The 13,707-nt window shown below is 62.1% G+C and carries 17 protein-coding genes and 1 other RNA gene; 14 read left to right on the top strand and 4 right to left on the bottom strand.

The window, feature by feature from the left end:
* Positions 1 to 58: 58 nt before the first annotated feature.
* Entirely contained in the window at positions 59 to 751 is a 693-nt protein-coding gene (locus tag RA29_RS02640) for a metal-dependent hydrolase (protein WP_039682689.1), read from the bottom strand.
* Positions 752 to 1,063: 312 nt separating this feature from the next.
* Here RA29_RS02640 and RA29_RS02635 point away from each other — a divergent pair, with 312 nt between their 5' ends.
* The 9 genes from RA29_RS02635 (at position 1,064) to RA29_RS02600 (ending at position 6,672) form a co-directional block, all read left to right on the top strand.
* A complete protein-coding gene (locus RA29_RS02635; RefSeq protein WP_039682688.1) occupies positions 1,064 to 1,744 on the top strand; it encodes a ceramidase domain-containing protein in 681 nt (226 codons plus the stop codon).
* Positions 1,745 to 1,773: 29 nt separating this feature from the next.
* Positions 1,774 to 2,061, top strand: coding sequence for an Asp-tRNA(Asn)/Glu-tRNA(Gln) amidotransferase subunit GatC (gene gatC, locus RA29_RS02630; RefSeq protein ID WP_039682686.1), 288 nt, complete (start codon positions 1,774 to 1,776; stop codon positions 2,059 to 2,061).
* The gene (gene gatA, locus RA29_RS02625) at positions 2,061 to 3,539 is read left to right on the top strand and encodes an Asp-tRNA(Asn)/Glu-tRNA(Gln) amidotransferase subunit GatA (protein ID WP_039682684.1); all 1,479 of its coding nucleotides are present in this window, start codon (positions 2,061 to 2,063) and stop codon (positions 3,537 to 3,539) included. The genes gatC and gatA overlap by 1 nt, the downstream gene beginning before the upstream one ends.
* A 35-nt stretch (positions 3,540 to 3,574) precedes the next feature.
* Complete coding sequence (locus RA29_RS02620; RefSeq protein ID WP_039683845.1) at positions 3,575 to 4,366, top strand: excalibur calcium-binding domain-containing protein; 792 nt, start codon at positions 3,575 to 3,577, stop codon at positions 4,364 to 4,366.
* Positions 4,327 to 5,031 (top strand): N-acetylmuramoyl-L-alanine amidase, encoded by a 705-nt coding sequence (locus tag RA29_RS02615; protein ID WP_241462536.1) that lies wholly within the window; start codon positions 4,327 to 4,329, stop codon positions 5,029 to 5,031. The genes RA29_RS02620 and RA29_RS02615 overlap by 40 nt, the downstream gene beginning before the upstream one ends.
* Positions 5,032 to 5,148: 117 nt before the next feature.
* Positions 5,149 to 5,523: RNase P RNA component class A (gene rnpB, locus RA29_RS21760), an RNA gene on the top strand.
* A 133-nt stretch (positions 5,524 to 5,656) separates the two neighbouring features.
* The gene (gene rpmG / locus RA29_RS02610; RefSeq protein ID WP_039682682.1) at positions 5,657 to 5,824 is read left to right on the top strand and encodes a 50S ribosomal protein L33; all 168 of its coding nucleotides are present in this window, start codon (positions 5,657 to 5,659) and stop codon (positions 5,822 to 5,824) included.
* Between the two features lie 72 nt (positions 5,825 to 5,896).
* On the top strand, positions 5,897 to 6,196 hold the full coding sequence (locus RA29_RS02605) for a hypothetical protein (protein WP_039682681.1): 300 nt from the start codon (positions 5,897 to 5,899) through the stop codon (positions 6,194 to 6,196).
* A complete protein-coding gene (locus RA29_RS02600) occupies positions 6,193 to 6,672 on the top strand; it encodes a GNAT family N-acetyltransferase (protein WP_039682679.1) in 480 nt (159 codons plus the stop codon). Before RA29_RS02605 ends, RA29_RS02600 begins: the two co-directional genes overlap by 4 nt.
* A 115-nt stretch (positions 6,673 to 6,787) precedes the next feature.
* Here the strand turns inward: RA29_RS02600 and RA29_RS02595 are convergent, their stop codons facing one another.
* Both RA29_RS02595 and RA29_RS02590 read right to left on the bottom strand, forming a co-directional pair.
* The gene (locus RA29_RS02595; RefSeq protein ID WP_039682678.1) at positions 6,788 to 7,567 is read right to left on the bottom strand and encodes a Bax inhibitor-1/YccA family protein; all 780 of its coding nucleotides are present in this window, start codon (positions 7,565 to 7,567) and stop codon (positions 6,788 to 6,790) included.
* Between the two features lie 182 nt (positions 7,568 to 7,749).
* Complete coding sequence (locus tag RA29_RS02590; protein WP_039682676.1) at positions 7,750 to 7,965, bottom strand: hypothetical protein; 216 nt, start codon at positions 7,963 to 7,965, stop codon at positions 7,750 to 7,752.
* A gap of 123 nt (positions 7,966 to 8,088) precedes the next feature.
* Here RA29_RS02590 and RA29_RS02585 point away from each other — a divergent pair, with 123 nt between their 5' ends.
* The 5 genes from RA29_RS02585 to RA29_RS02565 all read left to right on the top strand — a co-directional run bounded on the left by RA29_RS02585 (position 8,089) and on the right by RA29_RS02565 (position 12,365).
* Complete coding sequence (locus RA29_RS02585) at positions 8,089 to 8,973, top strand: LysR family transcriptional regulator (protein ID WP_039682674.1); 885 nt, start codon at positions 8,089 to 8,091, stop codon at positions 8,971 to 8,973.
* A gap of 414 nt (positions 8,974 to 9,387) precedes the next feature.
* Positions 9,388 to 9,759: a helix-turn-helix domain-containing protein gene (locus RA29_RS02580; RefSeq protein WP_039682672.1), complete on the top strand. Its 372-nt coding sequence runs from the start codon at positions 9,388 to 9,390 to the stop codon at positions 9,757 to 9,759.
* Positions 9,760 to 9,814: 55 nt separating this feature from the next.
* The gene (gene hisN, locus RA29_RS02575; RefSeq protein WP_082029407.1) at positions 9,815 to 10,609 is read left to right on the top strand and encodes a histidinol-phosphatase; all 795 of its coding nucleotides are present in this window, start codon (positions 9,815 to 9,817) and stop codon (positions 10,607 to 10,609) included.
* The gene (locus RA29_RS02570) at positions 10,606 to 11,946 is read left to right on the top strand and encodes an 8-oxoguanine deaminase (protein ID WP_039682668.1); all 1,341 of its coding nucleotides are present in this window, start codon (positions 10,606 to 10,608) and stop codon (positions 11,944 to 11,946) included. Before hisN ends, RA29_RS02570 begins: the two co-directional genes overlap by 4 nt.
* A complete protein-coding gene (locus RA29_RS02565; RefSeq protein ID WP_052249430.1) occupies positions 11,943 to 12,365 on the top strand; it encodes a CAP domain-containing protein in 423 nt (140 codons plus the stop codon). Before RA29_RS02570 ends, RA29_RS02565 begins: the two co-directional genes overlap by 4 nt.
* On the opposite strand, the gene guaD is transcribed toward RA29_RS02565, so the two are convergent.
* Complete coding sequence (gene guaD, locus RA29_RS02560; protein ID WP_039682666.1) at positions 12,362 to 13,648, bottom strand: guanine deaminase; 1,287 nt, start codon at positions 13,646 to 13,648, stop codon at positions 12,362 to 12,364. The genes RA29_RS02565 and guaD overlap by 4 nt on opposite strands.
* Positions 13,649 to 13,707: the final 59 nt, after the last annotated feature.

The following is a 13,707-nucleotide window of genomic DNA, read 5'->3' as shown; positions in this document are numbered from 1 at the left end:
TAGAAAGAAAACGGTCCGGAATTTTTTTGAATTTTTGAAAAATTCCGGGTGCGCCCGGTCAGAGGGTGATGGCTTTCATCATGTCGGGTTCGATCACCTTCACGCCCGGCAGCTCTTTCTTCAGCACATCTGCTGATTGTTCGAGAAGCGGAAAAGTCTTGTAGTGACAGGGGATTACCGTGTCGAAGTGGAAGTAGTGTCGTGCAGCATAGGCCGCGCCTGCCATGTCCATCGTGTAGTAGCCCCCAGCTGACAGGATGCCGATATCGGGTTTGTGGTAGTCCCCGATCCATTGCATGTCGGCCATGATATCGGTGTCGCCCGAGATATAGATCACCTTGTCTTCGCCCCGCAGGATGAAGCCGCATTCCTGGCCGGAATAGCGCGGGTTCTCATCGTCTCCGATAGAGGATGAATGTGATGCAGGGACGAGGGTCGCGGTGACATCGCCAAGGCTGATCGTGCCGCCGCGACCGTAGGCATGACCTTGGATCGCACCCTTGGCGAAGAGGAGATTGCCCAGTTCGAAGACCGCCGAGACGGGTGCGCCGGTTTGCTTGCTGATCTCGACGATGTCCGCGGTGTGGTCGAAATGGCCGTGCGTCACGAGGATGTGGGTGGCGTCTTGGATGGCCGCTTTATGCTGGTCTTCGGGGAGCATGGGGTTGCCTGTGAGCCATGGGTCGATCAGGAGGATCTGGTCTCCGATTTCGATGCGGAAGCTGCCGTGGCCGAGCCAGATGATGTTCATGATGTCTCTCCCTTTTGATCGAGTGTAGCGCCGAATTGAGAGTGCGGGAGCCTCCGGCGGGGATTTTTTTGAAACAGGGAATTCGGACCGGTCCGCGCAGCGACAAACACCGTGAGGCGAAGCCCCGGACCGGTGCGATTCGCTCTGGGATTTACCCGATATTCAGGGAGGTTAAGGGGTGGTGGCAGGGTGTCACCCCCTGTGCACCATCCGTACACCCCCTGTGCACCCCCATCGGGCGGTTTGGTGAGGGTTAACGCAACGTGCGGTGCCCCTCTTGAACGGCGCGGGTTGAGGGGTAGGTGAAAAGGCATGGAACTCTTGCGCCAGATTGACGGGTATTGCGAGCGGGTGGGGCCACATTATTGGGCCGAGCCGGTGAATGCGGTGACCAATGCGGCCTTTGTCATTGCGGCGCTCTGGATGTGGCGGCGCAGTGCGGGGGTGCCGCTGGCCCGTGCCTTGTGCGTCGTGTTGGCGTTGATCGGATTGGGCAGCTACCTATTTCACACTCACGCGCAGGTGTGGTCGGCCATTGCGGATGTGGCACCTATTGCCGGGTTCATCCTGCTTTATATCTTTGCCATCAACCGTGATGTCTGGGGTATGCGGACCGGCTGGGCACTGGGGGCGACGGCGTTGTTTTTTCCCTATGCAGCGGTGACCGTGCCGCTGTTTCAATATGTGCCGGTTCTGGGCGTGTCGGCGGGCTATTTGCCCGTTCCGGCCCTGATCGTGGTCTATGCGGTGCTGCTGTATCAGCGTCACCCGAACCTCGCGCGCGGATTTGTGATCGGCGCGGCGATCCTGCTTGTGTCGCTTACGGCGCGTTCTGTTGATGAAATGCTGTGCGCGCAGATCCCACTGGGCACGCATTTTCTGTGGCACATCCTGAATGGCCTCATGCTGGGCTGGATGATTGAGGTCTATGTGCGTCATATGCGCAGCCAATCAGGGGCCAACAGGCTTGAAGGCGCACCCGCCCCGCGATAAAGCCGCCAAAGACGCAAAAGAGGGATTTCATGTCCATCGATCAAAGCACCGCCGCGCGCGTGGCGAAACTGGCCCGGATCAAGGTCGAGGATGACCAGCTTCCGGCTCTGGCCGCTGAATTCAACACGATCCTTGGCTTCATCGAGCAGCTGAGTGAGGTGGATGTCGAGGGTGTGGAGCCCATGACCTCCGTCACCCCGCAGCGCCTGAAGCGCCGGGTGGACGAGGTGACCGATGGCAGCCAGCAGGACAAGGTGCTGGTGAATGCGCCTGATGCCCGCGAGGGGTTCTTTGCCGTGCCAAAGGTGGTTGAGTGATGGCTGAATTGAACAAGCTGGGGCTGGCCGAAGCCCGTGATGCGCTGCGCAAGGGTGATGTGACATCTGTCGAGTTGACCGAGGCGTGTCTGACCGAGATCGAAAGGGCAGGGGCGTTGAACGCCTTTGTCCACAACACGCCCGAGATTGCACGTGATCAGGCCAAGGCTGCTGATGCGCGGATCAAGGCGGGCGATGCGCCCGACATGTGCGGGTTGCCCATTGGCATCAAGGACCTGTTCTGCACCAAGGGTGTGCCGAGCCAGGCCGGGAGCCGCATTCTGGAAGGGTTCCTGCCGGAATATGAGAGCACCGTGAGTGGTAACCTGCTGGATGCGGGTGCGGTCATGTTGGGCAAGCTAAACATGGATGAGTTCGCCATGGGGTCGTCCAACGAAACGTCCGTGTATGGCAATGCCGTGAACCCTTGGAAGGTTGATGACCGTGAACTGACACCGGGCGGGTCGTCGGGCGGCTCGGCCAGCGCCGTGGCCGCTGACTTGTGCCTGGCGGCGACCGGGACGGATACGGGTGGCTCCATTCGCCAGCCTGCGGCGTTCACCGGCATCACGGGCATCAAACCGACCTATGGGCGTTGTTCGCGTTGGGGCGTGGTGGCCTTTGCTTCGTCTTTGGATCAGGCGGGGCCGATGACCAAGTCGGTTCGCGATGCGGCGATCATGCTGGAAACCATGTGCAGCCATGATCCGAAGGATTCGACCAGTGCCGATCTGCCAGTGCCGAATTTCGAGGCGATGCTGACCGGCGACATAAAGGGCAAGAAGATCGGCATTCCGGCGGAGTACCGCATGGACGGGATGCCGGATGAGATCGAGACGCTTTGGGCGCAAGGCCGCGAGATGCTGGCCGATGCGGGGGCGGAGATTGTCGATATCTCTTTGCCTCACACGAAGTATGCGCTGCCCGCCTACTACGTGATTGCGCCTGCCGAGGCGTCCTCGAACCTCGCCCGATATGACGGGGTGCGCTATGGCCATCGCGCCAAGCTGGATCAGGGCGACGGCATCACCGAGATGTATGAAAAGACCCGCGCCGAAGGCTTTGGCGATGAGGTGAAGCGCCGGGTGATGATTGGGACTTATGTGCTGAGTGCTGGGTTCTATGACGCTTACTACAACCGTGCCCGCAAAGTGCGGACGCTGATCAAGAAAGACTTTGAAGATGTCTTTGCCCAAGGGATTGACGCGATCCTGACGCCTGCGACGCCCTCTGCCGCCTTTGGACTGGGCGAAGCGTCGGATGATCCAGTGCAGATGTATCTCAACGATGTGTTCACCGTGACCGTCAACATGGCTGGCCTGCCAGGTATTTCGGTGCCGGCGGGAACCGATGCGCAGGGTTTGCCGTTGGGACTGCAGTTGATTGGTCGACCGTGGGAAGAGGGTGATTTGCTGAACACCGCCTACGCCCTTGAGGCGCGGGCGGGTTTTGTAGCAAAACCCGGTAAATGGTGGTAATTCGGTTCGACCAAAACCCAAAGAGGGTGGAGCAGATGATGAATTTCCGCAGCTTTCTGATGCTGGGCGCCGTGGCCGGACTGGCTGCGTGCCAGCCCGCCATTCCCGACAGCAATCCGGGCGATTTTGCCGATCCGGGGCGTGGTGTGGGCTTTGAAAACCCCAACACGCTGGAGGCCCGTCAGTCGCGTGATGCGCAGTTGACCGGACCTGCGGTGCAGGCAGCCCCTGCGGTTGGCACACAGCCGCTACCGCCGACATCGCAGGCTCAGGCCGCACGCCAGACGCCGCGTGCCGTGTCGAATCCGGCCAGTCTGGATGCGGAACTGGCGCAGATTGCGGCGGCCAATGACGCGGCAGCGGCGCAGGCCAATTCCGGGCAGGCGGTGGTCAATGCAAGCCCGTCCAATGCGGCACCCGTGATCCTGAACAACCCCGGCATTTCGGACGAGAATGACTTTGACGCTGTGTCGTCGCGCCAGTCCATCGAAAGCGATGCGGCGCGTTTGGAAGCGAACCGGCAGCAGTATCAGGTCGTGCAGCCTACAGCCCTGCCATCGCGGGCGGAGAGCGCGCAGCCGAATGTCGTTCAGTACGCCCTGCAGACGCGGCATCCGAAGGGCACGCGGGTGCATCGCCGGTTCGGCGTCGGTTCCGCTGCGCGCTTTGAACGCAATTGCGCGGCCTACAATTCCGCCGACGAGGCGCAGATCGACTTCCTTGCCCGTGGCGGGCCCGAGCGGGATCGCCAAGGGCTGGACCCGGATGGCGATGGGTATGCCTGCGCGTGGGACCCGGCCCCATTCCGCCGCGCGGCTGGCAACTGATCCTGCATCAGCATCCATCGCCCAATTGCGGACTGCGCCGTGACGGGCTGCGACCGACGCATGTCGTGCTGCATTACACGGCAATGGCAACGGCCGAGGCGGCGATTGAGCGACTATGCGACCCGGCGGCCGAAGTGTCGGCGCACTACGTGATCTGCAAAACAGGGCGAGTGACCCAGCTGGTGCCGGAGGGCCTGCGCGCCTGGCATGCGGGGGTTGGAGAATGGGACGGGTTGCAGGACATCAACTCACGGTCGATCGGCATCGAACTCGACAATGACGGGCAGGGACCTTTTGCGCAGCCATTGATGCAAAGCCTTGAGGTGCTGCTGGCGAGCATCCTCGCGGGCTGGGCGATCCTGCCTGAAAATGTCATCGGGCATTCCGACATGGCGCCGGGTCGCAAGTTCGACCCCGGACCGTTCTTTGACTGGGCGCGGCTTGAGGCACGCGGCTTGGCGGCACGGCGTGTGGTGGGTACGTCTTCATCCGGCATGGGCAACGACGCGTTTCGGCATCTGGCGCGGGCTGCCGGATACGCCGCTGACGTGTCAGACGATGCGCTTCTTGCTGCGGTTCGCCTGCGCCACCGGCCAGACGCGACCGGGCCGCTTGGTCCCGAGGACTTCGCCGCTTTGACATGCAGAACACCGGTCTGCACCTGAGCGTTGCGATCCTTCTTCATCTTGCCAAGTAAACTCCCGCCGGAGGCTCCCGCACCCACCACCTGCGCAACACCACCCATTGACGCGCCCCCGCCTTCACCCGTATGCGCGTCCAGCGCGGAGGGGCGGATGGCTGCGGCAGTGATGTCGAGGAAAGTCCGGACTCCCAGAAGCAGCGGTGCCGGGTAACGCCCGGGCGGGGCAACCCGACGGAGAGCGCCACAGAAAACAAACCGCCTCGCAAGGGGTAAGGGTGAAACGGTGGGGTAAGAGCCCACCGCCGGGCTGGCAACAGACCGGGCATGGCAAGCCCCACCGGGAGCAATGCCAAATAGGGATCGCGTGGACCGGCAACGGTCCGGGGCCGCTTCTGCCCCAGCAGGTCCGGGTTGGCAGCTAGAGCGGCACTGGCAACAGTGTCGCGAGATGAATGGTCATCTCGGGGCGGGCAACCGCCCTAGACAGAATCCGGCTTACAGCCCCTCCGCGCGTTTTTTCTGCTCCTGTTGCTGAACCCGCTCCGGTCGGGGTTGACTCGGGGCGGGGCGCGGGTAAAAGCGCGGTTCAAGACGAATTTCCCGCTGGCGGGCCTTGCAGGCTTTTCTGGCGACGCAGGAGACAGAACATGGCCAAGCCAACCACGATCAAGATCCGCCTGAACTCGACCGCAGGCACCGGCCACTTCTATGTGACCAAGAAAAATGCACGCACCATGACCGAGAAGATGGTCGTACGGAAGTACGATCCCGTGGCGCGCAAGCACGTCGAATACAAGGAAGGCAAGATCAAGTAAGATCGCCCCTCTTTCGATGTCAAAGGCCGCGCCCTCCGGGACGCGGCCTTTTTCTTTTTCTGGAGATGGATCATGGACAGCCTTACGCTCACCCGCCGGTCGGATGGCCTTGTGTACCGCTTTGCGCGCGACGCGCAGGTGGCGAGATGCTATCGGCGCGCGGATCGGCCGGACCTGACCCTTGTCTGGGATGAGGTTCTAGGCTGGATCATGCGTGACCCGCAGAGCCGTGCGCTGGTTGGACGGACATGGGAGGTGCCGGTGGCAGAGCAGGGTGCGTGCCCGCCTGAGGGCCCTTGGGTCACGGCAAAAGGGGCCAAGAGCTACGTCTATGATTTGTCCTATGCAGCGATGGAAGAGGAGCAGACATGATGCAGGTCAGACCCACGACCAAGGCGGATTTGGCTGCCGTGGACGCGCTGTTGGCGCGGACCTATCCGAAGCTGTTGAAGGCGGATTATCCGCCGTCTGTGCTGGTCACAGCGCTGCCCATCATCAGTCGAGCGCAACCGGACCTGCTGGCCTGCGGCACATATTATGTGGTCGAGGAGGATAATGTGGTGCTGGGCGCGGGCGGTTGGACGCCGGACCGCAAGGAGACCGGTGTGGGCCATATCCGGCATGTCGTGACCGATGACCGTGCATTGCGGCGCGGAGTGGGGCGGTTGTTGATGCTGCACTGTTTTGCTGTGGCGCGCGCTGCGGGTGTGGTGCGGATGGAGTGTTCGGCCACACGGACGGCGGTGCCTTTTTACGAAGCTGTGGGGTTTCGGCAGGTTGGGTTGATCGACGTGCCGTTGGGCGATGGGATCGTCTTTCCATCGGTGCGGATGACGCAGACGCTGTGATGTCGTCGGGTGCTCTGTTTTGCGCTGACGCGCAAAAGGCGCCCACCCGCCGACCCGGCAAAGAAAAAGGCCGGTCGCTTGGACCGGCCTTTTGTATCTGTGCGTGGTGTGCAGCCTATTCTTGCTGGCCCATGAACATCAGCAGGAACTGGAACATGTTCAGGAACGAGATGTAGAGGCTCAGCGCGCCGTCGGAGGCAGCTTTATCCAGCCATTCCTGATCGCCGTGCGATGCGTGGGCGATGTAGGTGTTCTTGATGTCCTGCGTGTAGAACGCGGTCAGACCTGCAAAGATCAGGACACCGAGCGCCGAGATGGCCATCATCATCGGTCCGGACTGCAGGAACAGGTTGATGATCATCGCCACGATCAGGCCGATCACACCCATCATCAGGAACGTGCCCATGCCGGACAGGTCCTTTTTCGTGGTGTAGCCCCAAAGGCTGAGGCCCGCGAAGGCGATGGCCGTCACCAGGAAGGTCTGTGTGATCGAGTAGGGTGTGAACACCAGGAAGATCGAGCTCATCGACACGCCCATGACGGCGGCGAAGATGAAGAAGCCTGTCTGCACGGCCGCGGCAGAACCACGGCGCATGAGCGCGCCCCAACCGAAGAGGATGAATGCCAGCGGGGCAAACATCACGACCCAGCGCAGCGGTGTCGTGTAGAGCACCTCACCAAGGCCCGTCAGGTACTGGCCTTCGCGCAGGGCGACGGTGGCACCTGTCGGATCTGTCGTCACAGCCAGTCCGGCAATCGACCAGGCCGCGAGGGCCGTGATCAGCATGCCGCCGGACATCGTGCCGTAGACTTTATTCATGTGGGCGCGCAGGCCCGCATCGATCTGGGCGGCGCGTGTACCGGCCGCGGACCGGATCGTATTCAACTCAGCCATATTTGACCTCCAAATTGATACAAAGCCCGGTGGTACATCCACCGGTCGCGGATTTCCGCCCGCGTTGCGTCAAATATCGGGTCAGTGCCCCTGTCATTCAAGGGTTTTTAAAGGGTTTTAGGCCCATGATGTGCGACATTCCGACCGTTTTTGTCATAAATGCCGCACAACATGTTGTGTGATCAGGTGCGCCAGGTGGCGGGCACGTCCCAGATGGGCTTGGCGCTCTCGCGGGCCGCGACCTTTGCGTCGATGCCGACATCGGAAAGTCCTTGCGCGTCAAGGCGCGCCAGCGCCCGGCGGGATCTCCAGACGGTCAGCAGGGTGCGCAACGAAAACGGACGACGGGGTGCCGGTGAAAGTGCGGAGTTGCGGGGGGTGACATCGATAAGGGCCATGGGTCGTCCTTTCTGATTTTGTGATTGAATTTTGCAGTTACATCATTTCTGTTGATGTATATGGTGCATGTCGGCATATTCTTGAAACGAATGTTTTTGATATGACCCATCAGGAGGATTGATGTGAGAAATCTGGACATCACAACGCTCAGGTCCTTTGTCGCGGTTGCGGAGAGCGGGGGGGTCACGCGGGCTGCGGGGTTTTTGCACCTGACGCAATCGGCCGTGTCCATGCAGCTCAAGCGTCTGGAGGAGCTTTTGGGCCTGGATCTGTTCGACCGGTCGGGCCGCACGATTGCCCTGACGGCATCGGGCGAGCAGCTGCTGGTCTATGCCCGGCGCATGGTGGCGTTGAATGACGAGGTGATCACCCGGCTGACCGACCAAGCCTATGAGGGCGAGATCACGTTGGGCGTGCCGCATGATATCGTCTATCCGGCGATCCCGCGGGTGCTCAAGCAGTTCCACGCGGCCTTTCCGCGGGTGAAGGTGCAACTCGACAGCTCTTACACCCGGCGGCTGAAGGCCGAATTTGCCAAGGGGGCCTGCGATATCATCCTGACAACCGAAACCGGCATTGATGCAGGCGGCGAGCAGTTGTGCACCAAGCCGCTGTGCTGGGTGGGTGCGCCGGGCGGGTCAGCATGGCGTCAACGACCGCTTAAACTGGCCTTCGGGCGGCAATGCACCTTTCGCCCGCGGGTGGTTGAGCAGCTGGATGCGGCGGGCATTCCCTGGGACGTGGTGGTTGAAACGGAAAGCGACCGGACGATTGAGGCCACGGTGAGTGCTGATCTGGCTGTCCATTCGATGATTGAGGGGACCGAGCCGCCGCACCTGGACCGGATCGAGCATGGCGGCGCGCTGCCTGAACTGCCTGCGCACAGCATAAACCTGTATGGGGCGGGTGGTGCGAGCGGTGAGGTGCATGACGCCCTTGTCGGTTTCCTGCGCAGGGCCTTTCAAGCGCCGGATGGCGTTGCATTGCGCGCTGTCTCGGGTGTTTGAAACGCTATCCCGAATCGAATGCGTCAGCGGAATTTGGCCGATGGGTGAAATGCGCCCCAAGACCCTTTCTCGGGACTGAATTGACGACTTTCGTTGCGAGATATGTTTTCGCTTTTCAATTATAGGTAGCAAAAAGCGCATCACGTTTACCGCGTAACGTGTTGAACCGTGCGAAGAAACGACCTGATCGCTGCATCATGCGGCACAGTGCAAATTGCGCGTGTGCGAGACCTGTTTTCTCAAAAATGTCCACAGGTTTTGATGTATTGCTGTGTCGTATTCGCGCGTTGCGGGTGGATTTCATTGAAAACTGGCGCGGTTCCAACTATTGTTAGTACAACTTTTCAGTGCCGAGCGGTATTTCGAATGCGCGTATAGGTGCTGTTGTAACGCAAGTATCAAGGTTGGATTCACATGGCACATCTGGTGGACGTTCATGTCGGCAAGCGGATCCGACAGCGCAGATGGCTGATCGGCATGACGCAGCAGAAGCTGGCGGACATGGTCGGTATCAAGTTCCAGCAGATCCAGAAATACGAAACCGGCGCGAACCGCGTGAGCGCCTCCCGGTTGTGGGACATTGGCGAAGCGATGGGTGTGCCCGTGGCGTTTTTCTTTGAAGGGCTGAAAGAGGACGCGTCGCAAGAAGCACCGACAGGCAACGTGCCGACGGATATGCTGAGCGACAAGGAAGCGATGGAACTGGTGCGGACCTACTACGCCATTCCAGAGGCCCAACGCCGCCGCCTGTTTGAACTGGCGCGTGTTCTGACGGACGTCGCATAGCACCACGTCAAGTCTTGCCTTGCACTGACCGCGCCGCTCTGGCACGCGGTTGGGCATGAGACACCTCCTACCAGAACTGACAGATGTCGCGCATGCGATGGCGGATGCTGCATCGGAGGCGATCCTGCCGCATTTTCGAGGCGCCGATCTGGGCACCGAAAACAAGGATGCGGGCGGGTACGATCCCGTGACCATTGCCGACAGGGCGGCCGAGCAGGCGATGCGTCTGGTTCTGGCCGAACGGCGCCCGATGGACGCCATTCTGGGCGAGGAATTCGGCACGCAAACGGGGCAGAGCGGTTTGACCTGGGTGCTTGACCCCATTGACGGCACGCGCGGGTTTGTGGCCGGGACACCGACCTGGGGTGTTTTGATTGCCGTCGGTGATGAGGCTGGCCCGGTCCTTGGCATGATTGATCAGCCTTACATACGCGAGCGGTTCTGGGGCAGCGACAAAACCGCGTGGCTCAGGGGCCCCATGGGCGAGGGTCGGATCAGAACCCGTGCGCCGCGTGGCCTGTCTGACGTGGTGCTGTTCACGACATTCCCCGAAGTGGGCAGCGCGACTGAGCGGGCAGGTTTCGAGGCTGTGGCCGACCAGGTCAAGCTGGTGCGCTACGGCATGGATTGCTATGCCTATGCGCTGCTGGCGGCAGGACAGATTGATCTGGTGATCGAGGCTGGCCTGAACAGCTACGACATTCAGGCCCCCATCGGTGTGATCGAGGCGGCGGGCGGTATCGTGACCGACTGGTCCGGTGCGCCTGTCCATATGGGCGGGCGGGTCGTGGCCGCGTCGCATGTGGATGTGCATCGCGCGGCGCTCGATATTCTGGCGGGCTTCGTTTGACCGAAACTCTGATCCGCCGCGCGTCCCATCTGGTCACGATGGATGATGACCGGCGTGTGTTGCGTGATGCCGATGTCCTGTTGAAGGACGGGCAGGTTGCCGAGATTGGCCACGGTTTGACACCAGCGGGGGAGGTTGTGGACGCCCAAGGCTGCGTGGTGACACCCGGCCTCGTCAACACGCACCATCATCTCTATCAGACGCTCACACGTGCCGTGCCGGCGGCGCAGGACGCGCTTCTTTTTGGCTGGTTGAAGACGCTCTATCCCATCTGGTCACGGTTCACGCCCGAGCACATGTTCGTCTCTGCCCAGATCGGGTTGGCGGAACTGGCGCTGTCCGGCTGCACGCTGTCGTCGGATCACCTCTATCTTTATCCAAACGGCGTGCGGCTGGAGGACACCATTGCGGCTGCGGCGGAGGTCGGGCTGCGCTTTCATCCCACCCGTGGTGCGATGAGCATTGGCGAGAGCAAGGGTGGCCTGCCCCCGGATGCGTTGGTCGAGGAGGAGGAGGCGATCCTATCGGATATGGTGCGTGTCATTGATGCGTTTCACGATGCCAGCGCGGGTTCCATGTGCCGGGTGGGTGTCGCGCCGTGCTCTCCGTTCTCAGTCAGCCGGGACTTGATGCGCGATGCGGCCGTTCTGGCGCGCGACAAGGGCGTGATGATGCACACCCATCTGGCCGAGAATGATGAGGATATTGCCTATTCCCTCGCACAGTTCGGCTGTCGGCCCGGCCAGTATGCCGAGGATCTGGGCTGGGTCGGACCGGACGTGTGGCATGCGCATTGCGTCAAGCTGGATGCGTCGGAGATTGATCTATTTGCCCGGACCAGCACGGGCGTCGCCCATTGCCCCTGTTCGAATTGCCGACTTGGGTCCGGCATCGCGCCAGTGCGTGCAATGCGGGATGCGGGCGTGCCTTTGGGGCTGGGCGTTGACGGGTCGGCCAGCAATGATGCGGGCAACCTCGTGGCCGAGGCGCGGCAGGCGATGTTGCTGCAACGTGTGGCGCGGGGTGCGGATGCCATGAATGCGCAGGAAGCGCTGGAGATCGCGACGCGCGGCGGTGCCGCCGTGCTGGGCCGTCCGGAGTGCGGTCATCTGTCGGTTGGTGCGCGAGCCGATGTGGCGATCTGGGATGTGAGCGGGATCGAAGCCGCAGGCAGCTGGGACCCGGCAGCGTTGCTGCTGGCGGGCCCGACGACTGTGCGCGATCTGTTTGTCGAGGGGCGCCAGCTCGTGCGGGACGGGCAGGTGGTGACCTTTGATCTGGCCACCGCCATCGCGCGGCAGACTGCGTTGGCCAAGGGGTTGAGCGAGGTGATATGAGGCATTTTGTTCTGATCGGGGTGTTTGCTGTGCTTGGGTCTGTCGTGTCGGCTGATCCTGTGGCCTTGGCCGCCATCAACGCCGAACGCGCGGCACAGAACCGGGCGCCTCTGGTTTATGATCCGGTGCTTGAGGCTGTGGCGGCTGGTCATGCGCGTGACATGGCCGCCAACGGTTTTTTTTCCCATAGCGGCTCGGACGGCTCCGACATTGGCCAGCGTCTGACGCGCGGCGGATACCGGTTTTGTTTTGGGGCGGAAAACATCGCCTCGGGCCAGCGGTCGCTGACCGAAGTGATGGCGTCGTGGATGGCGTCGCGCGGTCATCGCCGCAACATCCTGCACCGGCAGGCGCAGGCGGTTGGGCTGGCGCAGACGCCCGGCAACATCTGGGTGATGGTTCTGGCCGCGCCCTGCTAGGTGCGCCGCTGCCCTGCGACCCAGACATCCGCCACGGCCCGGTCATCGCCCATCATGATGGTGGGAAAGATGGCGTCCCAGACATCATCCGCCCGCGCGTGGCGTTGCGCGATAGCGGGTGTGGAGGCGAGGTTCAGCACGCACAGGTCGGCGGCAAGTCCCGGCGCGATCTGTCCGATTTCGTCCTGACGGTGCAGCACGCGGGCCGAACCTGCCGTGGCGAGCCAAAGGAGTTGCGCAGCGTGGACTGCCACGCCGCGCAGTTGCGCGATCTCGTAGGCTGCTGCCATGGAGCGCAGCATCGAAAAGGATGAACCGCCGCCCGTGTCCGTCGCAAGGCCTGCGCGCAGCCCCTGGGACGTGAGGCCCATCAGGTCAAAGAGACCGGAGCCGATGAACGTGTTGGAGGTCGGGCAATGCACCAGTCCGCCTTCCACCTCGCGCAGCCGGTCAATCTCGCGCGGTTCCAGATGGATGGCGTGGCCGTAAAGGCCTCGTGCGCCGAGGAGGCCATGGACCTCGTACGTGTCGAGATAGTCGCGCGCGGTGGGGTAGAGGCCGCGGACCCATTCGATCTCGTCCACCTGTTCGCTCAGATGCGTTTGCATCAGCGCATCGGGATGCTCGGCCCAGAGCGCGCCGAGGGCGGCCAGTTGGTCTTCGGTCGAGGTGGGCGAGAAGCGTGGCGTGATGGCGTAGCGCGCGCGGCCTATGCCGTGCCAGCGCTGCAGCAGCGCCTTGCTGTCGTCATAGGCGGACTGCGCCGTGTCGCGCAGCCCGTCGGGTGCGTTGCGGTCCATGCAGGTCTTGCCCGCGACCACGGCCATGTTGCGGTAGGCGGCTGCGGTGAAGAGGGCATCGACGCTTTCCGGGTGGATCGTGCAGAAGCTGGCAACGGACGTGGTGCCGTGATCAAGCAGCAGGTCCAGGTAGCGTTCGGACGTAGCCTGCGCATAGGCAGGATCACCAAAGCGCATCTCTTCGGGGAAGGTGTAGGTGTTGAGCCAGTCGATCAGCCGCTTGCCCCAGGACGCGATGATGGCCGTCTGCGGGTAGTGGGCGTGTGCGTCGACAAATCCGGGGCAGATCAGGTGGCCGGGGTAGTCGTGGCGTGTGGCATCTGCGCCCCTTGCCATGGCGTCCGCGCCGATGGCCGTGATCCGACCGTTTTCAATCAGAACGGCACTGTCTTCCTCGATCCGCACGGCGTCGGTCCATGGGACCACGAACGGGTCGTCGGAGAAGGTCAGGACATGGCCGGTCAAAAGCTGTGCATTTGTCATCCCCGCCTTATGCCGAGGCGGCCCGAACAGCGCAAAGCGAAATCCGGCCCATTGTCAGC

It is taken from the genome of Tateyamaria sp. ANG-S1 (genome assembly GCF_000814025.1).
Lineage (GTDB): Bacteria > Pseudomonadota > Alphaproteobacteria > Rhodobacterales > Rhodobacteraceae > Tateyamaria.
The sequence above is the reverse complement of the archived record's forward strand: the minus strand, read 5'-3'. Positions and strand labels throughout refer to the sequence as shown.